Annotated in this window: 17 protein-coding genes; 12 read left to right on the forward strand and 5 right to left on the reverse strand. The window is 39.2% G+C overall.

Going from position 1 to position 23,027, the window contains the following annotated elements; genetic code table 11:
- Window positions 1-77: 77 nt before the first annotated feature.
- Window positions 78-650 carry an HD domain-containing protein gene (locus tag H6G28_RS26935; RefSeq protein WP_190675552.1) on the forward strand — a complete coding sequence of 191 codons (573 nt, stop codon included), beginning with the start codon at window positions 78-80 and terminating at the stop codon, window positions 648-650.
- 138 nt (window positions 651-788) lie between these two features.
- On the opposite strand, the gene H6G28_RS26940 is transcribed toward H6G28_RS26935, so the two are convergent.
- Both H6G28_RS26940 and H6G28_RS26945 read right to left on the reverse strand, forming a co-directional pair.
- The gene (locus H6G28_RS26940; RefSeq protein ID WP_190675554.1) at window positions 789-2,129 is read right to left on the reverse strand and encodes an NAD(P)/FAD-dependent oxidoreductase; all 1,341 of its coding nucleotides are present in this window, start codon (window positions 2,127-2,129) and stop codon (window positions 789-791) included.
- A gap of 240 nt (window positions 2,130-2,369) precedes the next feature.
- Window positions 2,370-3,017, reverse strand: coding sequence for a hypothetical protein (locus tag H6G28_RS26945; RefSeq protein WP_190592312.1), 648 nt, complete (start codon window positions 3,015-3,017; stop codon window positions 2,370-2,372).
- Between the two features lie 564 nt (window positions 3,018-3,581).
- Between H6G28_RS26945 and H6G28_RS26950 the strand changes: the two genes are divergently transcribed.
- Window positions 3,582-4,817 (forward strand): tetratricopeptide repeat protein, encoded by a 1,236-nt coding sequence (locus H6G28_RS26950; RefSeq protein WP_190675556.1) that lies wholly within the window; start codon window positions 3,582-3,584, stop codon window positions 4,815-4,817.
- A gap of 170 nt (window positions 4,818-4,987) precedes the next feature.
- On the opposite strand, the gene H6G28_RS26955 is transcribed toward H6G28_RS26950, so the two are convergent.
- A complete protein-coding gene (locus H6G28_RS26955; RefSeq protein WP_190592310.1) occupies window positions 4,988-5,311 on the reverse strand; it encodes a slr1957 family protein in 324 nt (107 codons plus the stop codon).
- Between the two features lie 813 nt (window positions 5,312-6,124).
- Here H6G28_RS26955 and H6G28_RS26960 point away from each other — a divergent pair.
- The 5 genes from H6G28_RS26960 to msrA all read left to right on the forward strand — a co-directional run bounded on the left by H6G28_RS26960 (window position 6,125) and on the right by msrA (window position 11,068).
- On the forward strand, window positions 6,125-6,697 hold the full coding sequence (locus H6G28_RS26960) for a pentapeptide repeat-containing protein (protein ID WP_190675558.1): 573 nt from the start codon (window positions 6,125-6,127) through the stop codon (window positions 6,695-6,697).
- Window positions 6,694-7,845: a 5-(carboxyamino)imidazole ribonucleotide synthase gene (locus H6G28_RS26965; protein WP_190675560.1), complete on the forward strand. Its 1,152-nt coding sequence runs from the start codon at window positions 6,694-6,696 to the stop codon at window positions 7,843-7,845. The genes H6G28_RS26960 and H6G28_RS26965 overlap by 4 nt, the downstream gene beginning before the upstream one ends.
- A gap of 737 nt (window positions 7,846-8,582) precedes the next feature.
- Window positions 8,583-9,761, forward strand: coding sequence for a sensor histidine kinase (locus H6G28_RS26970; protein WP_199332945.1), 1,179 nt, complete (start codon window positions 8,583-8,585; stop codon window positions 9,759-9,761).
- A 153-nt stretch (window positions 9,762-9,914) separates the two neighbouring features.
- Window positions 9,915-10,367, forward strand: coding sequence for a GNAT family N-acetyltransferase (locus H6G28_RS26975; RefSeq protein ID WP_190592307.1), 453 nt, complete (start codon window positions 9,915-9,917; stop codon window positions 10,365-10,367).
- A 23-nt stretch (window positions 10,368-10,390) separates the two neighbouring features.
- Complete coding sequence (gene msrA / locus H6G28_RS26980; protein WP_190592306.1) at window positions 10,391-11,068, forward strand: peptide-methionine (S)-S-oxide reductase MsrA; 678 nt, start codon at window positions 10,391-10,393, stop codon at window positions 11,066-11,068.
- Between the two features lie 174 nt (window positions 11,069-11,242).
- On the opposite strand, the gene H6G28_RS26985 is transcribed toward msrA, so the two are convergent.
- Window positions 11,243-13,159: an ATP-binding protein gene (locus H6G28_RS26985; RefSeq protein WP_190675562.1), complete on the reverse strand. Its 1,917-nt coding sequence runs from the start codon at window positions 13,157-13,159 to the stop codon at window positions 11,243-11,245.
- Between the two features lie 319 nt (window positions 13,160-13,478).
- Between H6G28_RS26985 and H6G28_RS26990 the strand changes: the two genes are divergently transcribed.
- A complete protein-coding gene (locus H6G28_RS26990) occupies window positions 13,479-13,682 on the forward strand; it encodes a hypothetical protein (protein ID WP_190592304.1) in 204 nt (67 codons plus the stop codon).
- A 495-nt stretch (window positions 13,683-14,177) separates the two neighbouring features.
- Window positions 14,178-15,029, forward strand: coding sequence for a cyanophycinase (locus H6G28_RS26995; protein ID WP_190675564.1), 852 nt, complete (start codon window positions 14,178-14,180; stop codon window positions 15,027-15,029).
- A gap of 315 nt (window positions 15,030-15,344) precedes the next feature.
- Here the strand turns inward: H6G28_RS26995 and H6G28_RS27000 are convergent, their stop codons facing one another.
- Complete coding sequence (locus H6G28_RS27000) at window positions 15,345-15,602, reverse strand: hypothetical protein (protein WP_190592302.1); 258 nt, start codon at window positions 15,600-15,602, stop codon at window positions 15,345-15,347.
- Window positions 15,603-16,449: 847 nt separating this feature from the next.
- Between H6G28_RS27000 and H6G28_RS27005 the strand changes: the two genes are divergently transcribed.
- The 3 genes from H6G28_RS27005 (at window position 16,450) to H6G28_RS27015 (ending at window position 22,967) form a co-directional block, all read left to right on the forward strand.
- Window positions 16,450-17,244 carry a tetratricopeptide repeat protein gene (locus tag H6G28_RS27005; protein ID WP_190592301.1) on the forward strand — a complete coding sequence of 265 codons (795 nt, stop codon included), beginning with the start codon at window positions 16,450-16,452 and terminating at the stop codon, window positions 17,242-17,244.
- 188 nt (window positions 17,245-17,432) lie between these two features.
- A complete protein-coding gene (locus H6G28_RS27010) occupies window positions 17,433-20,156 on the forward strand; it encodes a CHAT domain-containing protein (RefSeq protein ID WP_199332946.1) in 2,724 nt (907 codons plus the stop codon).
- A 546-nt stretch (window positions 20,157-20,702) separates the two neighbouring features.
- Window positions 20,703-22,967 (forward strand): caspase family protein, encoded by a 2,265-nt coding sequence (locus H6G28_RS27015; RefSeq protein WP_190675568.1) that lies wholly within the window; start codon window positions 20,703-20,705, stop codon window positions 22,965-22,967.
- Window positions 22,968-23,027: the final 60 nt, after the last annotated feature.

Genomic DNA, 23,027 nt, shown 5'->3' on the forward strand with positions numbered 1-23,027 from the left:
AGAATATTTACAAACATTAGACAAAGTATTGCGGCTGATGTTGCTCCAGAATTTCAGCTTTATCTTCAAGATGAATTATGAATACAGTACCATTAACAGCCAATTTTGAATCAGCGTTAGTTTACGCAACTCATCTGCATCGGTATCAAACTCGCAAAATTAGCGGCGTTCCTTATATCAGTCATTTACTAAGTGTTGCAGCACTGGTTTTAGAGGCAGGCGGAACAGAAGCAGAAGCGATCGCAGCTCTACTACATGATAGTATCGAAGACCAAGGCGGAAAATCCACCCGTGAAGAAATCCGCCAGCGTTTCGGTGAGACAGTCGTTACCATTGTCGATGGTTGCACAGAATCTGACACATACCCCAAACCACCTTGGGAAGAACGTAAACAAAAGTATTTAGAAAATCTGTGTTTTGCTTCACCTTCAATTCGACTGGTATCTTTAGCCGATAAACTACACAATGCTAGGTCATTATTAGCGGATTTACGCCAACATGGTAACGGCATTTGGCAAGAGTTTAAGGCGGGTAGAGAAAGAACCTTATGGTTTTATCAACAGTTGCAAGAAATTTATACTGCAACTGGTTCCGACTTTCTCACCCAAGAGTTTTCACGGGTGATTCAAGAACTCGACAACGAAAGCTAATAATACCATTCACAAAATTACTAATACAAATCCCTCTACACCTCTGCTTCCGGTCGCCGAGCGTTCGCGCAGCGTCTCCGTTAGGAGAAGTCGAGGTGCTGTTTCCTCTGCTTACCCCAACAATAATTATTTACGCCGTTAAGCATCTAGTAAACGACTGCTCTTGTTAACAGGTGTTTGCGGTTCTGTAAATGCTTCTCGGCCTGTAATTAATCTAGAGCGACGATTTCGAGTGATATAGTTCCAAGCCCACTGGAATACTACGAGTAATTTAGTGTCAAACTCAATTAAGAAATAGATGTGAATTATGAGCCAAAATACCCAAGCTGGGAAACCTGTCAGTTGAAGGAAACCTAAATCGACAACAGCTAAATTCTGCCCAATCATTGCCAAACTACCAACATCGTTGTAGTGGAATTGTGGCAAAGTCGAACCTCTCAAGCGTCGTCTAATCAGTTTAGCGACATATTCTCCTTGTTGTTTGGCGACTGGTGCAACACCAGGTAAGGGTTTGCCATCTTGATGGGAAAAGTTAGCTAAATCTCCAATCACAAAAATGTTTTTGTAATCTCTAACAGTCAAGTCTGGTTCTACAACTACACGTCCGGCATGATCAAGTTCTACATCTGTACGTTCTGCTAAAATTGCCCCCATTGTCGAACCTTTCACACCTGCTGCCCATAAGATAGTTTTGGAGTGAATGGATCTGATTTCACCGTCTTGCTTGAAAGTAACAATGTCATTTTCAATGTCGGTGACTCTGGTTTTAGTGTTAATCACCACACCTAACTTTCTTAAGGATGCGGTTGCTTCTTCTGACAAATCTGGTGAAATGTGTGGCAGAATGCGATCGCCACCTTGCAATAGTAAAATTTTGGTTTCGGATGTATCGATACTGCGGAAATCTTCTTTGAGAGTTTTGTATGCCAATTCCGCGATCGCACCTGCTAATTCTACACCTGTAGGGCCACCACCCACAATCACAAAAGTCAACCAAGCACTACGCTTTTCAGGATCAGTTTCTTTTTCGGCGGCTTCAAATGCACCAAATATCCGGCGGCGCATTTCGATAGCATCTTCCACAGTTTTTAAACCAGGAGCCAAATCTTTCCAGTGTTCTTTACCAAAATAAGAATGATTTGCACCTGTCGCCACAATTAAAGTGTCATAGGGTATTACTTGATTACCCATCATCACTTTTTGGGTTTTTGGGTCAATATCGCTGACTTCTCCTAACAATACCTGAGTATTCTTACTTTTGCTGAATACAGCTCGTAATGGTGAGGAAATATCACCGGGTGATAGCGTACCTGTAGCAACTTGATATAACAGTGGCTGAAATAAATGGAAGTTCCGTTTATCAATGAGGGTAACGTTTACATTCGCGTTACCCAAATATTTTGCTGTATATAATCCCCCAAAGCCACCACCTACAATTACTACCTGATGTTTGGTATTCTTCTCACCTGTGACAACCATAATAATATTTCCTTGTGTTAAGAGCGTTGTAACTTTTCTTAACAAAGATTTAACAGCATTATCATTAAGTTGCTGCTTATTTAGAACTATTTAAAAAATCAGAAAAGTAGTCAAAACTACAGCAGAAGTCAGAACTCAGAATGAGAATTGCCAAGGCGCTAACCTTGGCGTTTTCAGGTTAATTATTTTTATATTTCTTGTAGCTTGGACAAGATGTCCAAGCTAATATCGAACATCGCATTACTTATCTTGCAGGAGTTGATTAACTTGTTGTCCGCGACGACCTGTTTTAATTTCATAGCGGCGGGTTAAGTTGTCTTGGTAGTTGATATCTCTAGCCGCAGCAGCGTTAACAAAAGCATCGCAATTCTTACCTTGAACCACAGTTGCAGAACTGCTGCTATTTTCTTCGTTGCGGTTGGTGCGACTGTCACGAGATTCACTATTATTTTGACTACCTTGACTAGCACCACTACCGCTAACACCAATTCCCAAAATGCTGACACCACCGCCACCGCCATCATTATGACTGCGAGAAGAACTGGTACGAGTGCTAGTAGAGGTTGCTAAAGCAATTTTGCTGGAACTAGTGCGGGTGTTGTTACCTAAGCCAACATCACTGCACAAAGCGCGGGGGTCATTGGCGAGAGTTTTGTTGTCAACCCAAGATTGATGGTCGCCTAAGCCTTGAATTTCACTATTACCGACTGGGTTGCTGGGTGTGCTGGGTGTAGATTTATTCACATTACCAACAGCCCCAGGAATCACATCATTGGGGCGGAATATTCCAGATGGTCTGACATCAAAGGGGCCAGCAAAGGCGGGGAATGTAGTGGTCAAAAGTGCAGTAGCGGTCAATAAAGAACTGGTGATATTACGGAATTTCATGATCTAGTCTCCTAATGTTTTCTTGCTTGTTTCTGGGGTTTAACCCCTTCACTAACTCAATAGGTTGACCTAGATTTTTTTATGCAGCCTCTTGGCAGATGTGGGAAAATTTTTTTTAAACCAGTTTCTTTACAGTCCCGCCTCGGAATGAATTCCGAGTCTCTTAGCGCAAGTCATCTTCAGATGACTCGACTAAAAATGTATTCCAGTCCACAAAGCGTGGACTTTGGCTATGAGTCTGGAACTTTAGTTCTAGGCGGGATGTGGTTGAACCTGAAAATTTTTGACTTGTGTGTACACAGTAGGTAAACGCCCCTGAGCGAAGAGTATCCAAACCATTTACCCCGTAAGGGGATGAAAACAGAAATGTTATATCCTCGCACCTGGAGAATTTTTAGAAAAATATCGTCATTATTGAGCTAGTACAGGTCGGCGTAAATAAAATAGAGCATCTGGAATTGCTAAAAGGCTTGTGTTATCACTATTTTTTCTTTTTCCTTTTGACTTTTGCCTTGTTGTACTAGTAACTAATTATCATCTAACTTTTAGTCAGGTAAAGTATTTATGCTCAGGCGCTTATGCACGATCGCAATTTTCACTATCTTATTAAATAACTCTGTCACCCTGGCAGCAACGAAAGATCCTAATCAAGCAGATAAATTTCCCCCTAGTCCTTTAGAAGTTACCACACCTGATCCTTTAGTGCGGCCTTCGGCTGATAAAGAACCGTTAACGACGGAGGAACAGCAAACTTTAGCCACTGCGTTAGATGAATTAAATCAACAAGCAGCAGAAACGTTACAAGCGGGAGATAAGGTAACAGCGTTTGAAATTTGGAACCGGGAAATCCGTCTGCGACGCTATTTGGGTACAATACCGGAAATTGAAGCTTTATCTAGAGTTGGTGCGATCGCTTGGAATCAAAACGACCGTCAGCAGTTATTTTATATAACTCAAAGGTTGCAAGCAATTCAAAAACAGGCTTTATCACCCAAAACCGTTGCTCAACAAGGCGTAAATTTAGAATTATTACAGGCTTTAGGTGCAGCTTATCAAAATGTGCGATCGCCCAAAAATGCTTTAGAAGTTTACAATCAAATTTTGACAGCCGTACGCCAGCAACAAGATAAAACCGCAGAGTTATCAACCCTGCAAACCATCGCCGAATTAAATCTAGCTTGGTTCGATTATCCTAAAGCCGCCGCCACATATCAAGAATTATTAAATCTAGCGACTGTTGAGGGCGATCGCACCAGTGAGGTAACATATCTCAAACAGTTAGCTTATGTTTACCAGCAAAACAAACAACCACAACAGGCGATCGATACCTTAAATAAGTTAGCGTTACTGTATACTGACCCAGAAAATATTCTCAAAATACCAGAATTAAAATTAGCGATCGCTAGTAACTACGAATCTTTAGCCAAAGAAAATCCTAGCCTAATTCAAGAAACTTTTAATAACTATCAACAAGCTTATACAACTGCTTGGGAATCACAACAATTTGTTATAGCGGCGGAAGCTTTACAAAAATTAATTGTCCTTTACCGTTCCCAAGGACAAATTGACGCAGCATTACAAACCAGTCAAATTCTCATCGAAACCCAAAGCAAAGCCTATAACTCTTACGGCTTAATGCAAGCTTACGACCAAATTGGGCAAATTTATTTACAACAAAAAGATTATCCTCAAGCACTCTCAGCCTTTCAGCAAGGCTTACAACTAGCACAGCAACTCAAACACGAAGAATCTTACTTTACCCAACAAATAGAAAAAGTCTCTAAAGAATCTGGGCAATAGTCATTTGTCATTCGTCATTTGTCATTTGTCATTTGTTAAATCAACAACAATTAGGTTACAAAACGTAAATCTCGAAACCTTACTAATGACTAAGAACAAAGCGCAAAGTCTGAGCGGAGGCTTCCTCCGCTCAGAACTTTGTAAGAGAGGACAAATGACCACCTTAACCGTTAAACATCTTCTAATTCAAATTGAGCCACCGTTACAGCGTTAAAGGCAAAGGCCAATACCAAAGGCATAGGACATCTGAGTATAAAGGTGCTAACGACAGCTACAACTGTACCCATTACAGCCGACAATGACCAAATTCTTTCTTCAACGGTGAGTCCTTTTTCGGCTTTAATTCCTCTCAACACATGAGATGGAATTGGTTCTGGCATCACTCCACCAGGAGGAAACGCCCAATAATTGTTGCGTCGCTCTACAAATAACTCTGTCCAGCCATTTTCTTGGCACCAAGCTTCAATCCATTCCAGAGAATAATGTTTCACCATTTGTCTTATACTTACTGCTTACGAATTTTTGGGTAGTTGCTGAATATAAACTGATGAGTTTCTGACTCACAAGTGGCAATAGAAATAAACCAACCGTTAGAGAAGGTTAAAACCTATTTTGTGACCTCTTGAACTTTCTTTTCCTCCTGCCTCTTGTCGTAGCCAAGCAACTATTTATGAAACTAAAGTTAATTCTCCTCTGGTGTAGCTGGTCAAGCATCCAAGACAGATAATTAATATGCTCAAGCAACGCTGACTCACTCACCTTAATAAGAAGACTAACAGGGGAGAATTGAGGTTAACAGCAAAAGTTAATAAACTTTACTTGGAAAATAAATCATAAAGAAATGTAACTAATTAATTTATTAGCGATTAGGGAATATTCCTTGTGGATGTTTATTTATGAGATGTTCTCATGATTAACAACTTATGAATTTCTTTAATAAGAATACTTATATCGCAACTTATATCGCAAAACGCAATTTTTTAAATCAAGAATTGTAAAGTTTAACGTGAGCGTTCGCAGTAATTTATATTTAGTGATAAAAATCAGCCTTTGGTTATATATATTAACCTGATTTGATTAATGAACATATTTGCGTAGGGAGGGAACAGTAAAAAAGGGATTGATTAATATATGGAAATCCTAAATTGATTGACAAACATCCCTCTTTTTGTCTCCCTTGTCAACCTTGTCTCCCCTATCTCCCTTATCTCTTCGACTCATCCAGTCGTTTCCCAAAAATGTTTTAGCGATCGCCTAAGATTACAAAATGTTAAGCTAAAGTCATCAACTATACCTAAAAAACAAATATGTTGTGGCAGCCAGGATTAGCATTACTTTTAGGAATTTTATTATTTTGCCTAATTTACATAAAAAGCAATCATCACAGAGTCATAAATCCCATTCCGGCTTTGATATTGAGTATTTTTACTCTCTGTTTTCTGCCTGATACCGCCTTAGCCGTAGACTGGACTCATCCCTTGTCATTTAGTAATGCACAGTTGGCGAGAAGAGACTTTTCGGGAGAAACTTTGCAAGCGGCGGAATTTTCTAACGCGAATATGGAAATGGCGAACTTTACTGGTGCTGACTTGCGCGGAGCCGTCTTAAGTGCTTCAGTGATGACAAAAGCCAATCTTCACCAAGCCGATTTAACTAATGCGATGGTGGATCAGGTAAACTTAACAGGGGCAGATTTAAGTGATGCCATTTTTAAAGAAGCATTGTTACTTCGCGCCCTGTTTACAGATGTGAATATTCAAGGTGCAGACTTCACCGATGCAGTTTTGGATAGAGCGCAAATCAAAGAACTGTGCAGTAAAGCCAGTGGGGTAAATTCCAAAACTGGCGTAGATACCCGTGAATCTTTAGGATGTCGATGAAGCGTGTTGGTGTAATTGGTGGTGGGCAACTAGCCTGGATGATGGGGGATGCAGCGCACAAACTAGGAGTAGAATTAATTGTACAGACTCCTAGTAAATTTGACCCGGCTGTAGCTGTTGCTCAAGATGCCGTTTTTGCGGCAATTGATGATGCAAAAGCCACAAAAATATTAGCCGAAAAAAGTGATATCATCACCTTTGAAAATGAATTTGTTGACCTTGATGCTTTAGGTGTATTGGCAAATCAAGGTGTTTGCTTCCGCCCCAAGTTAGAAGCTTTATTGCCTTTATTAGATAAATATCATCAGCGTTGTTATTTGCGAGACTTAGGTTTACCTGTACCGCAATTTTTTGCTGTGGATGATGTTGAGAATTTAGCATCCAAGCTAGAAGATTTAAGTTTTCCTGTCGTCTTAAAATCCCGTCGTCACGGTTACGACGGACAAGGCACATTTATTATCCAAGATTTAGCCAGTTTACAGGAAAAATTAGCTCAAGCAGCAAATCAATCACAGTTTTTAATTGAAGAATTTGTGCCATTTGAACGAGAACTAGCGGTAATTGCAGCCCGTTCGGTAAATGGTGAAGTGGTTATCTATCCAGTGGTAGAAACTCAACAAGAGCAACAGGTATGTCGGCGCGTGATAGCACCTGCGGATATTACACCTAATCAAGCCGAACAAAGTCAAGCGATCGCTCATACCTTATTAAATAGCCTCGAAGTAGTCGGTATTTTTGGCATAGAACTATTTCTCACCAAAGAAGGTAAAGTCTTAGTCAACGAAATAGCCCCCCGCACCCACAATTCAGGACATTTCTCAATAGATGCTTGCGAAACTTCCCAATTTGAACAACACCTCAGAGCCGTGTGTGGTTTACCTTTGGGCAATCCTGACTTACACTGTCAAATGGCTATCATGGTCAACTTGCTGGGATATGAAAATTCTGAGAGTGACTATCAAAGCCAGCGCCAACAATTAGCCGCCATTCCCCAAGCCAGCGTTCACTGGTACGGTAAAACTACATCTCGTCCTGGGCGGAAATTGGGGCATGTTACAGTTTTGCTGAATGAATATAATCCAGAAACTGCAAATCATCTAGCCCACACCCTAGAATCTATTTGGTATCCCGTAAGAATTACACAGTGATTCCTTCTTGGGTTTGTTCAATGATTAAGCCTAGTACAACAAGGCAAAAGTAAAAAGCGCAAAGTAGGCGGTGTCGGTTTCCGTCCCGCCTAACTTTGTAAGAAGGCAAAAGTAAAAAGAAATAATAACGATAAGTAACCACGCAAAATTAATTACAGTCATTGCGAGCGAAGCGAAGCAATCCCAGCCCTTGCGATTGCTTCATTTCGCTTCGCTCCATTCGCAATGACTTTGTGTAATTGATTATGTTTAACTACTTACCAAAAGCCTTTTAGCAATTTCTTATGGTCACTGAGTTTCGGCTTCGCGGTAATCGAGCGAAGCGATGCACTGAGCTTGTCGTTCGCGTAGCGTCTCCGGTAGGAGAAGTGTCGAGATTCAACTACCGCGTAGTCGAAGTGTGGTCTGTTTATTTAAGCCGACCTGTACTATAGGACTCATATTTGATTTATGAAAAAAATCAGTACACCTAGATCAGCCGTCTTTCCTACTCCCTACTCCCCATTCCCTACTCCCTACCTACATAACTAGATTCAGAAATCAAATCGGATTCCTATAGTAAACACTATGATACCAAATCGCTCTGAAAGAGCTTTCAGCAAAAGCTTTAACTCTATTCAGGAAAAACTCATTTTTCTGGCAGAAACATCGATTAAATTTGAACTGTGGAAAGTGCAAGGTATGAATCTACCTTGTCTGCCTAGTCTACCTTGTCTCTTTGGTTCATATATCAAGATATGACAATAAATTTTGCGGAAAGTTTTAAACGAAAATTAGTTGAATTTTTGGTCGCCAGAATTGACCCAGATTCACTACATTTCCGGCTGACTGTTGGCATTATCTTAATTGTGACCCTGGGACTAAGTAGCTTTACACTCTGGGCTGGTTGGGAAATCAAAGAATGTTTGATGATTGCTGATAAAAATTATGGAATAGCTGACAATTATCAATTATTAACTGTGATTCAAAGTTTGGGAATGATGAGTATTTTTTCCCTGACTATCACCACAGTTTTGACTACTTTATTTATTAAGCGATCGCTCTTACCATTACAACAGATCAATCAATGGGCAGAAACCTGCACAACTGAACTCACTCCCCAGCAGTTAGGTTTAAATCAAACACCAACCGAAATTCAAGAATTAGCCCAGACATGGATAGAATTTTTAACCAAACTTTCTGAAGCCAAAGAACAGCAACGCCAGTTATTCAGTGATTTAGCCCACGAGTTACGCACACCCTTGAGTATGGTTTATGGATATCTGCAAAGAAGTCTCCAACGTAGCCATAATTTAGCCGCTTCCCAAAAAGAAACTCTCGAAATGGCTGTTTCTGATGCCGAAAGAATGAATCATATCCTCCAAGACTTACTAGACTTAGCACGGGCGGATAACAGCGCCATTCCCTGTCCCGGCGAAACTGAAACAATTTTACTTAATGATGTAGTTGTAGCCGTAGCCGAGATGACCGAAAAATTTCATCATCGGGAAATTCAGTTAAATATCACTTCCTTTCCTGTTCAAGTCAAAGCCGAACGCCAACAGCTAATGCAGATATTAAACCATCTGATTACCAATGCCGTGAAATATTCCGCTACTGGTGAGCCAATTATTTTACAACTCACCCAAACGGAAGATTTGGCAATGATTCAAGTCAGCGACAAAGGATGTGGTATTCCCTTATTAGAACAGTCCCGCATTTTTGAACCATTTTATCGCCTAGATTCTTCTCGCACTCGTGCTACAGGCGGTACTGGTATGGGTTTATGTATCGTCAAACGCCTTGTAGAGTGTATTGGCGGTACAATTGAACTCCGCTCGGAACTTGGGTATGGTAGTAGTTTTATCTTGAAATTACCTGCATTAGAAGTAAAAGGAAAAAAACCAGAAAATCTTATTCCCTACCTTCAAGAGTAAGTTCAGGAGTTAAATTTGATTGCTATATAGGACTCATATTTGATTTATGAAAAAAATCAGTACACTCAGATCAGCAGTCTTTCCTACCCCCTACTCCCCATTCCCTACTCCCTGCTTACACAACTAGATTCAGGAATCAAACCGTATTCCTATATGAACATTAACTTTAAACCAGGAGATAATAATGATGTTGAAACACTTTTAGTTTTAATCCAAGAATTTTATCAACTAGATGGCTATCTCTCATTTAATGCAGTTGTTGTGCGTCATGCGTTGATGCAACTACTGAATGAAAAATCAATAGGTCAGGTTTGGTTAATTCAAGACCAAAGTCAAGCAATTGGTTATGTTATTCTCTCATTTGGCTATAGTTTAGAATACGGAGGACGAGATGCTTTTATTGATGAAATATATATTAATTCAGCTTATCAAGGTCAAGGCATTGGCAAACAAGCAATTAAGTTTTTAGAAGAGGTCTGCATTTCTCTGAATATTCAAGCATTACATTTAGAAGTTGAAAGAGAAAATATATCTGCCCAAAATTTTTATCACCGAGTGGGATTTAAAGATAGCGATCGCTATCTTATGACTAAAAAACTAAATTAATCATCAAAGGAATTTATATAAATATGTCAAATAGTAACTTGACACTTTCTCGCAACTTAGTACGCAACTTGTCCATCATATCTTTGAGTTTCATACTCTTGTATGGTGCAGCGCGTGTACTATTTCCCACTCCCGCCAGTGATATTTCCACCACTACACCCCAAACAAAGCAAATAGCCGTTTTTGGTGGTGGCTGCTTTTGGGGAATGGAAGCAGTGTTTGAGCATCTCAATGGTGTTTCTGATGTTGTTTCTGGCTTTTCTGGCGGCGATGCAATGACAGCAGACTACTCACTTGTGAGTTCTGGCTTTACCAATCATGCGGAATCAGTAAAAATCACTTATGACCCCTCAAAAATTTCCTACGAACAACTATTAAAAATTTACTTTTTAGTAGCCCATGACCCAACACAGTTAAATCGCCAAGGGCCAGATTCTGGTAGACAATATCGTTCAGTAATATTTTTTGCAAACGACCAACAAAAGCAAGAAACACAAAAATATATTAATCAACTTAATCAACAGAAAATATTTGATCAAAAAATTGTTACCGAAATCAGTCCATTAAAAGGTTTTTACAAAGCAGAAGAATACCATCAAAATTATATAGCTCGTAATCCTGATAGTCGCTATGTCGTAGCCCATGACCTACCAAAATTAGCTAAACTTCAAGCTACATTTCCTGAAATTTATAAAAAATAAGGAGACACTAAAAACCACCACCTATAAAGATGGTGGAACTCAGCACTTTGCTTGAAGAATAATTCAGAATTCAGGAGTCAGAATCAATTCGTAGCGGTCTTCAACCCGCTTATTCATCCGGCGGCGATGCACTGAGCTTGACGAAATATCGTACTTCCTTCTGACTCCTGAATTCTATGTAGATAAAATGGTACTAACTTCTTTCAAATAAACTCTGGTAAATGGTTCATCTTCGCCCAAGGTGTAGTCTTCAATTAATCCTTTGCGTTTAATGGAAATATCATTACCTTTTTTAATGACCACTGTTGAACCATCCACTAAATCACGCACTAACATCATTTCCGTTTCAGTGGGGTTATCTAAGATTACAATATTACTGCCTTGATAAAACATCCCTTCTGTATTTAAAGTTTCTGAGTCATATTCTGCAATTAACAAATCAAGTTTGGGATTCCGCAGTAAACTTTGAATATTACTGTTGTAATCTGGACGCAAAACTTTTTGGGAGCGATTGATCAAAACAGCTTCCCGACATACAGCACCTATTGTCCATTCTGGATGCTGCAATAAAATATGGTCAATTGTGGTTTGTAGTTCTTGAACTGAGATTTTGTTAAAGGTAATAGTAGGAATCCTCGCATCAATTCCCGATGTAAAAAAAGTTTCGAGGATGCGGGATGGGACATCAGTACTTTCACCTACGGCGGGGTTGAGGTGCATTAAAATACCGGGTGCAGCATTAATTTCTAAGATGGCAAAGTTACCTTGTTTCCAAGATTCCGCTAAGTCTTCGGTAATCACATCAATACCCAGACAAGTTAACCGAAAATGTTGGGCAATGTCTTGCGCCAAGATAATATTATCGTCATGAATTGTGTGGGTAGCATTGATACTCATACCACCAGCAGAAAGATTAGCAACTTTCCTTAAAAAGACACTTCTACCTTTTTCGAGGACACTTTTTAAAGACAAACGCTGTTCCTCTAAATACAGTTCCATCGCCTCATCAATTTGAATTTTGCTCATTGCTGAGGTGGGTGAGTCTAAACGTTCTGGTTTGCGATTTTCTTGGCGAATTAATTCGTGAATGCTGGAGTAACCATCACCTGTGACGGATGCGGGACGGCGTTCTGTGGCTGCAACAAATTTACCGTTGACACACAGCAAGCGAAAATCTTTACCAGTAATGCTTTTTTCGACAATTATCCTTGTAGGTTGATTTTCTGGAATGGCGGTTAAGGCGCGATCGTAAGCTGATTCTAACTCGTAGGAGTCTTGTACGGCGGCGGTGACACCGATTCCTTTATGACCAACTACAGGTTTAACGGCGACGGGGTAGCCAATTTCTCTAGCTACTATCAAGGCTTCTTTTTCAGTAGTGACGATTTCACCTTGGGGAACTGGAAAACCTAAGTTACCCAAAAAGTCTTTACAGTCGTCTTTGCGGGTGGTGAAGTCGGAATCTATATGGCTATCACAGTCAAAAGTTGTGGCGACACCCCGGACTTGTTTTTTCCCCCAGCCGTATTGCATTAATCCTTCATCCCAAAGATAAAAGGTGGGGATACCTTTTTCATCGGCGGTGCGTAACAAGGCGTAAACGGTGGGGCCACCATAGACAGATTCGCGGAATCTGGTTTGTAAGCTGACTAGTTGGTCATCCAACAGAAAATCTTCGTCTTGCCCGATCGCTTCAAACCAATCCCAAATACAATAAGTTACGGCTCTGGTTGTGCGGGGATGCAGTGATTGAATACTAATGCGGGTAAATTTGTCCTCTGGTTTCACATAGAAGTGAGTGAGGTGCAAATCCATGTCTAACTTTCCCACTTCTGAGGCGGTGCGTGCAAACAAATGAGCATAAGATTCATAAGTTTGATTACCTAACAGGGGATAGCGATCGCTAATTTTTTTAACATAGTCTTCAATGGGCAAAGGTTCTCTATACCCAGTCAGCACAAAATCAAATACTAGTGCGCCTCTATCTAAATAGGGGTTCGGCCCGGCATAATGCTGGAAGTTGAAAACATCAAACACATCTGTTCTTCTGGCATTCACACGGACTACATTGGTACTTTTTTCTTGAATCATTGATTCTCAACCTTTGCTAAACACCCTGAAATTTCAACTGTAATTTGTGGTTGCTTAGACTCAATCAATTATTGTAAATTGATTCACATTAGCTTAGGCAATCTGTAACTTTCTTCTTATACTTTGTTAATTTCACCCTAAATCGATTTATTAAGTATTTTCAACTATCTCAGGGCATAAATAAATTTCTGTGGGTTTGACTCAAATCAATAGGATTCTACACGCAATTGGTCAAGATAAAAATATAACCTTTGAAGGGTGCTTTTTGATTCAGAAAAATATATAAGTAGAAAAATAGGGTTAGAGGAGACAGCCAAACATGAATAGCACAAAAGCTGCTCTCAGAGATGAAGTGAGACAACTCGCCGAGGAAGCTTTTCACTGTAAACTGATTTCTGGCTATGGTGATGGCCCAGATATCAACGAATTTCAAATTGTTTATCAAGGTAAACCACGACATTTACCTCTGGAACAAGCGCGTCTATTTTTAGTTAACTTACTTTACAAAATTCGCCCGCAGTAGCAATTTCCCTGAATAAATGTGGAGATTATTATCCACATTTATAGCGTTTTGTGGTTGAGTGCAGTACAAGTTGATAGGGGATAGAGGCTAGATTGATTTACTTCATTGGAATGAAAAACGCTATATAATTTCAGGGCAGTAAAAAAGCCCGTTCGAGAAGAGGGATAAATACATTCTTAATACATTAGTGATTGGTAATTCTGCTAAATAAATTACCAATTACTGCTATGCTTTTCTATCTCTTTGGGTCTTATTGTTGTAGCAATTGTTATGACGAGCATTGAGCGACGTGCCTTGAGCGTAGTCGAAAGGCGTATTCTAAATAATTATGTCCACCTACTTATTCATGAGATTTAAGTATACATAGAATTATACAAATTTTAGCTTCTCCTATTAAAAATTAATCTACCAAAGGGCTGATTGGATTGTCGTAATTGTCATGTTTTATTGAAATTAATTAAATTAAATTCTTAATCCGGTTATCCGGGAGGCATTATGACAGAGGCTACACATAAACGCCAGTTGGTAATTATTGGCGGTGCAGAAGATAAAGAAGGCGATTGCGTGATTCTGCGAGAATTTGTCCGTCGGGCTGGAGGTACAAAAGCCAATATTGTAATTATGACAGCCGCTACAGAACTACCTAGAGATGTAGGCGAAAATTACATTCGAGTTTTTGAACGCTTAGGTGCAGAAAACGTCAGAATTATTGATACAGAAACTCGTGAAGATGCCTCTTCTTCGACTGCTTTAGAAGCAATTAGTAAAGCAACTGGGATATTTTTTACTGGTGGAGACCAAGCCAGAATTACTAGCATCCTCAAAGATACCGAAATTGATGCGGCGATTCACAAACGTTACGCGGAAGGCGCAGTAATCGCCGGGACGAGTGCGGGTGCGGCGGTAATGCCCGATAAAATGATTGTTGAGGGTGATTCTCAAAGTACACCCAGGATGGAAATTGTGGAAATGGGGCCAGGCCTTGGTTTTCTTCCAGGGGTGGTGATTGACCAACATTTCTTGCAACGGGGACGCTTAGGACGTTTGATTACAGCCTTAGTCCGTGAACCTGCGGTGTTAGGATTTGGGATTGATGAGAATACTGCGATCGCCATCACTGATGACCAAATCGAAATTATTGGTGAAGGTTCAGTCACAATCGTGGATGAATCTGAATCTACATATAACAACGCAGATACAATTCTCCGCGATGAACCTTTAGCAATTTGCGGTGCGAAGTTACACATTTTGCCACATGGTTATAAATTTAACTTAAAAACGCGGCAAGCAATTCTGACTAATGGTGTTGTTGCTAGTGAAGCTGTGAATGAGTCTGTAGCGGTATAGAGATACGGGTGTAGGGGTTTTGAACACCTACACCCCTACACCCTTAATTTGGCATTTTCTTGCGTAAATTCTGATAACTCTAGTCACTGAGTAAATACTATGAGCAAAATGATAGTTAGTTTAAGCGATCGCTAACTTTACAAGTGCTGCACTATGCAACAAAATAAAATCAAAAAAGCAGTGAAACAATGATTAATTTGAGAAATATTTGAATAAGAATTCAGAAGTCAGATATAATATCACTAAAAAAATTACAAATAAATCTACTCCCTACTCCCCACCTCAATAGGTAAATGCACCTTATTGACTACATATTTATGAATTTGAGGATGGTCTTTCTCTTTCTTTTTCTTTTTCTTTTTCTTTTTCTGTTTTGGATTTTTTGGCTATTTCCATATAGATATTCACTTCACTAACTTCCACATCATGTTCAATTCTCGTTACTTTCCAATTCTCCCTATTTATGTAAATTTCTTCTCCGATTCGGGGAATAAATTGTAAATCATACAACTTTTTGAGATACTCTTTTTGCTTTTCTTCCCATAAGATGACTTTGACTACATCTCTACTCATAGCTAGGCTGTCCTATTTTGTAACATCACGAAAGTCAGCATTTAATGACATTCACCTTGAAAAGTTTATCTGATCTAACCCATCTCAGAGCGTAGTTAAAACCACATTATTTATAATTTTGATATATAAATAAAAGAGACAAGGAGACAAGGTAGACACGGGAGACAAGGTAGAGATATGTTAATAATTTTTTTAGAATTACTATAGAAAACAAAAAGCGATCAACTTTAGCAGTAAGTAAAGAAGGGAAACCCCAACGTATCAACGGCTAGATGCTTCTTAATTCTATTCGTCGATTTGTAGAAACAATATCCTTTCGACTCAACACTAGCATTACAAGTGTTTTTCACCCCTTGCGAGCCAATTATTGTCCAATTCGAGGGTCTGGTCTGCTTCTTAGGCGGCAATTATAGTCGGCAGTAGGAGTTCAAGGATTTCCCACTCTTCGTCTGTTAGGCTGCTAGAGTACGGCATGACTGCTGGATACTGCTTTTGCGGTAACTGTTGCGGTAACTGTACTTCAAGACAGTAAAAGATGTCATATCATGTCCGGTTAATCAGTTATGATTCTAGAAATCTGTGCAGAAAGACAAAACTCTTTCTCCCCCTGCCCCCTGCGGGTTTTATGATAAGTCTAATAATCTTTCCCGTGAAGCTAGATATCCGAAATATTGGTGACAGGACTTATACCAGTTTGAATTGAGCGGATAGATGCACTCAACCCTGATTTGTGTGTACACCGTAGACGAGGGAAGGGGAGTACTGAATTCTTAAAATTTATCTCTATATTGGCTAAGAATATCCACCTACGTAATAAATTACAAAAATATTTATATGTAAAAGCACCATGTCTTATCGCGCTATTGGCTTAACGGCACTTACTACACTGGTATTAGCTGTTGGATTGATCCCGGCAAATTCGTTCATCTGGCCATCAACGCAGGTATTGGCACAAGCTCAAAACAGTCAAGAAGTAGAAGCAGACAAATTTTTCAAACAAGGTGTGGAATATTTAAACAATCAAAAAGTACCTGAAGCTAGACAGTCTTTTGAAAAAGCTTTGGCACTGTATCAAGCAGCAAAAAAGCCACAAAGTGAATCAGCAATGCTGTTATTGTTGGGGATTACTTACAACAAAGAAACTAACTATGATGCTGCGATTAATTACTATCAACGCGCTTTAAAAATTGTCCAGCAATTACCAAAACGAGAAAATGAATATGCCATTGTTCGTTTATTAGGTGATACCTATCAACAATCTAAAAACTATCCACAAGCTATTGCATATTATCAGCAAGCCTTGGTGTTAGCCAGAAAAAATAAAGATACTAAAAATGAAAAAGAATTGCTAGGTAATTTAGGAATTGGTCATATTTTAGTCAAAAACTATGCCGCAGCTATTGAAGTATCTCAGCAAGGTTTAGCACTAGTCAAAAATTTACAAGATAAACCAGGGGCAATGTTTTTTCTAGAAAAATTAGGTGAGGCTCACTATCACTTAAAACAATATGATAAATCTTTAGAGTATGTTCAGCAGAGTTTAAATATTGCCCGCGAGATAAATGATAAAGAAACCGAGTCGAGATTAACTAATATTCTTGGTATTCTTAGTTATGAAAGAAATCAAAACCAAAAACGTTAATTGATAAGCTACTGCACATTTAACTTGCATAATATGGGCAATATACCCACCTTAACTTAAATTCGGATATGCAACCTAAACTTTTTTAGCTGATTACAATAGCAATCCTAAATAAAACACACTCTACCTTGTCCTCCTTGTCCCCCTCTCTACCTATCTTGTTCATATATCAAATGCTAGATAAAAATATGAGCAATTCCCACAATGGGCTACGCTTAAGCAGAATAAATTTAACCGCGTTTATCACCGCCATTTTGACTATTGGGTTTACCCCCTCAAACTTGAATTTAATATTTTTTAATTCACCAGTATTGGCACAAACATCTAATAACAAATCACAACAAGCCAATACATTAATTAGGCAAGCGGCTGCACTTTTAGGTAACAAACAAATCACTTCAGCCAGACAAGCTTTACAACAGGCTTTAAGTATTTATCAACAAGTTAATGACCGCCAAGGTGAGTCTGTTGCTTTGGTATTTTTAGGAATTAGTTATGAACAGGAAAATAACTACAAAACAGCAATTGATTATTATGAAAAATCTTGGCAGATAGCCCAGAAATTACCCAAACAACCCAATGCAGGCGAAATTGTAGTTAAGTTAGCCAATGCTCACCGCCTGCAAAAAAACTACAATCAGGCGATACAATATTATCAACAATATTTAGCCCTAGACCAGCAAAATCAAGATAGTCAAAATCGCATAGCCGCCCTTGGAAATTTAGGGAGAACCTACGCAGCCCTGAATAATTTACCACAAGCTCTTGATTATTACCAACAAGCTTTAGCACTTGCGAGAGCTATTAATGACCGTCAAAGTGAGTTAGTCGCACTGTTAAATTTAGGTGAGACTTATCTTAATTTAGAAAACTATGCTGCTGCTATTGAAGTTTCTCAAAAAGGGTTAGTTATTGCTAAAGAATTAACTAATAGTACAGCAGTTATAGATTTTCTGCGATATATTAGCAGTGCCTACTATTTTATTGCTGATTATAATCAAGCAATTCAATACAATCAGCAGAGTTTAGAAATTGCTCGGATAATTCAAGATAAAGATAGTGAACGTCAATCCCTCAACTCTCTTGGTAATATTTACTATTATCTGAGAGATTATGACAAAGCGATTAATTACTATGAGCAAGTTTTGTCTATTGCCCGTTCCCAATCTAACCGCAGAGCCGAGGGATTAGCATTAGGAAATATCGGACTAGCGTATATTAATAAAGGTGAAGCAGCTAAGGCAATAGATTATCTAGAAAAAGATTTGGCAGTATCCAGAATAGTAGGCGATCGCCTCAACGAAAGTCAAACTTTAGGCTACTTGGGCAGTGCTTACCTGCAAGTGAAGAATTATAATAAATCTGTAGAATATTATCAGCAAGCTTTAGTTGCTACCAGAGATGCTAAATATACCAGGGGCGAAGGCATCACACTCTATAATTTAAGTATTCCTTTGATGGAGTTGGGCAAACTCCCAGAAGCAGAAAAAGCCTTATATTCTTCCATTGAAATTTGGGAATCACTGCGCGAAAGATTAGGAGAAAATGATAGTTATAAAATATCATTTTTTGAGCAGCCAATTCAAGCGTATCAATTATTACAAAAAGTTTTAATTGCCCAAAATAAAACGAATGAAGCTCTAGAAGTTTCAGAACGAGGTAGAGCCAGAGCGTTTATAGATTTATTATCTTCCCGCCAGTCAAGGCCTAGCACTCGCGGTAATGCACCACAATTACCAACAATCGCAAAACCAACATTATCGCTTCTCAAACAAATCGCAAAGCAACAAAATGCTACCTTAGTTCAATATTCAATTGATTCTAAAACAACTTCTCGCTTAGGAGCATCAGCAACTCTTGATCAGGCGCTATATATTTGGGTAGTCAAACCTACAGGTGAAATTACCTTCCGCATAACTGACCTCAGACCCTTACAAGAAAAAGATAAAACCTCTCTTGCAGAATTAGTGACTGTGAGTCGTCAATCAATTGGTGTCAGAGGACGCGGGGGAATTCAAGTTACTGCTAACCAAAATCCAACCAAAGCCAAAAACTCTTTTAGACAGTTACATGACTTATTAATTAAACCTATTGCCGACCTTTTACCCAACAAAGAAAACGAAAAGGTGGTATTTATTCCTCAAGAGTCTTTGTTTTTAGTTCCCTTTCCAGCACTGCAAGATGAACAAGGCAAATACTTAATTGAAAAACATACAATTCTTACCGCACCATCAATTCAAGTCTTAGACTTAACTCGTAAACAAAAGTTAGCACATCAAAATTCGCGCCAGGGAGAAGTTTTAATCGTGGGTAATCCCACAATGCCAAAAGTAGCTTTAGAACCTGGCAAACCATTGGCACAATTACCAGCTTTACCAGGTGCAGAAAAAGAAGCAAAAGAAATTGCACCGTTATTCAAAACGAAAGCAATTACTGGTAGCCAAGCAACAAAAGCTGCCATTTTACAGCAAATCTCAAAAGCGCGAATTGTGCATTTAGCCACTCATGGTTTATTAGATGATAACCAAGGGTTAGGAAGCGCCATAGCATTAGCACCATCCGGTAAAGATAACGGTTTATTGACAGCAGAAGAAATCCTCAATTTAAAATTAAATGCAGACTTAGTGGTTTTAAGTGCTTGCGACACCGGACGCGGTAGAGTAACGGGTGATGGTGTTATTGGTTTATCTCGTTCTTTAATTAGTGCTGGTGTCCCTAGCGTCATCGTTTCTTTATGGGCAGTTGATGATAACTCGACATCGTTTTTAATGACCGAATTTTATAAAAATCTCCAAAACAAACAAGATAAAGCCACCGCATTACGCCAAGCTATGTTAACAACAATGAAACAAGATAAATATCAAAATCCCTTACATTGGGCTGCTTTTAGTTTAATTGGTGAAGCTGAGTAGATTTTGAAAATTTAAGCCTTTTGTGGGTTATATGTAGCAATCCTAAATGAGTCGTGAAAAACATAGATATGGAAACGAACCGCCCTCCGGGTGACGCTCCTGCGTCGCTAACGCTGCGCTAACAGCAGTTCCTCATGGGGGAGGGGAAACCCCCAAGACCGGACTGCTTCACCAAGAACGCCTTCGCGTAGCGTCTCGTAGAGAAGGACGCAAAGATAAGAAAGAAGAAAAAGATATGGAAATTTTACAAATTATTTAGGACTGCTATATAGGGAAATAATTAACCGCAGATAAACGCGGATGGACGCAGATAAATTTATATAGGACTCATATTTGATTTATGAAAAAAATCAGTACACCCAGGTCAAGCTTCTTTCCTACTCCCTACTCCCTGCCTACACAACTAGATTCAGAAATCAAATCGGATTCCTATAGTTCAGTAAATGAGGAACGCTATCAAATTATCTGGAACATTTTGCATAATCTCACACAAGCTAGAAATACAATTTTTTAAAACAGTTTCAAACTAGATATTTCTTACATCTTATGTCTAATATCAAACGCCGTCATTTTCTGCAATTTTCTGCTTCTACCCTTGCTGCATTGGGTTTAAGCCAATGGGATATTATGCAGCAGGGTAATCATCTGGGTAAAGTCTTGGCACAAAATACAGGGCGTAAACTAGCTTTATTAGTAGGCATTAATGAGTATTCTGAAGATGATGGTTTGTCGCCCCTTTTTGGTTGTGTTACTGATGTCAGGCTACAGCAGGAATTATTAATTCATCGTTTTGGGTTTAAACCCCAAGATATTCTCACCTTGACTGACAAACAAGCTACTCGTCAAGGCATCCTGACGGCGTTTGAAGAACATTTAATTAAACAAGCCCAGCCCAGTGATGTAGTCTTATTTCACTTTTCTGGACATGGTACACGAGTCAAAGATCCAGATGGTGATGCGCCAGATGGACTGAATAGTACATTTATTCCGATAGATGGCAAATTACCACCTAACGGACGCGGTTCGGTAAATCACATTATGGGACACACATTGTTTTTGTTGATGTCTGCATTAAAAACCGAGAATGTGACGGTTGTGTTAGATAGTTGTCATTCTGGTGGTGGTAAACGGGGAAATTTGCGCGTTCGTTCGGTGAATGGTGGTACATCACTACAACCCAGTCCCGAAGAGTTGGAATATCAACGCCAATGGCTGAAGCGGCTGGGACTTTCACAGCAAGAATTTATCCAGAAACGCAGACAAGCTGTGGCGAAGGGAGTTGTGATTGCTAGTGCGAGAAGTGATCAATTTGCGGCGGATGCACCGTTTGAGGGCTTTCATGCTGGGGCGTTTACTTATTTGTTAACACAGTATCTTTGGCAACAAGCTGGTAATGAATCTGTAAATAGTGCGATCGCAAATATTGGCCGCAGTACTAAAATATTAGCGAGGGAAAATGGTAATCTCCAAGACCCAGAGTTTGAATTAAATCTTAGCCGCAACAAAAACAACCCACCGATTTATTTTATTCCGATTCAAGCTGTGCCGGCTGAAGCTGTTGTGACTCAAGTCAAGGGTAATCAAGTTCAATTGTGGTTGGGTGGTATAGATCCACAAAGCTTAGAAGCCTTCACAGATAATCCCTTATTTTCAGTTGTCAATCCTCAAGGTGATGAAGTTGGCTTAATCAAATTAGAATCTCGTCAAGGATTAATTGGTAAAGGTACATTAGTTAATATAGGTACACGCTCAACTTTAAAATTACAGCCAGGAAATTTATTACAAGAACGGATTCGCAGTATTCCCAACAATCCTACTTTAAAAATAGGCATTGATGAATCTCTCAATAATAACAATGCCCAGCAAGCCATAAAAGCTCTCAAATCCCTGAAACGTGTTGAACCGCAACTTTTAGGAAAACAATCAGTACAGTATATTCTAGGGCAGATGACTCAGCCTAAATATCAGGAATTACAGAAAAAAGGCATTTCTCAGTTGCCAGAAGTTGGTAGTTTTGGCTTATTTCTCCCTAGCCAAGATGAAATTATTCCTAAGTCTTTTGGTCAAGCTGGTGAATCTGTTACTGAAGCTGTAAAACGTTTACAGCCGAAGTTCAAATCTTTACTAGCTGCTAGAGTAGTTAAGCAAATTTTGGGTAACATTAATTCATCCCGCATCAATGTTGCTGTTTCGATGAATATAGCGGATAGCAATGAATTACTAGCAGAATCTTTCCCAGTTCGCGGATCTATCTCGAAACAGCCAAAACCTGCTATTAAATTTTCTAATTCCGGCTTGACTCAACTTGCTGTCGGCACCAAAATTGCTTTTAAAATTCAAAACAATGAAAATCAACCCATTTATGTCAGTATTTTAGTAATTGATGCGGAAGGAGAAATGACGGTTATATTCCCTAATAATTGGTCTGCCACACAAAATGCGGCTTTAGTAGAAGCACAAAAAACAAAACTCATTCCCCAAACAGATGATGAGTTTATCTTAGCTGTTGATAGACCTTTAGGAATTTCAGAAGCGTTAGTTATTGCTAGTACAACACCCCTGAGAACTTCACTTTTAGCCTTGCAAAAAATTGCTAGTTTCAGAAATGTCGCTAATCGTAGTACTCCTATTGCTGTAACCGATGAAATTTTAGATGTAACCAACAATATATTAGATGATTTAGATGCAGGTACTCGTGGCGGGATTTCTGCACAGCAAATACAATTACCGTCGGGAGTGCGTGGTATTGATAGTAAAAAATTAGCCGCAATGGCTATCTCGTTTGAGGTTGTTGATTCTGAAAATAGCTAATAAGCTGTTCTACATTTAATTTGATGGGAATTCAACAAGTCTGTTTTGACCTCTCCCCTA

Source organism: Nostoc sp. FACHB-190 (assembly GCF_014696905.1).
In the GTDB taxonomy this organism is placed as follows: domain Bacteria; phylum Cyanobacteriota; class Cyanobacteriia; order Cyanobacteriales; family Nostocaceae; genus Nostoc_B.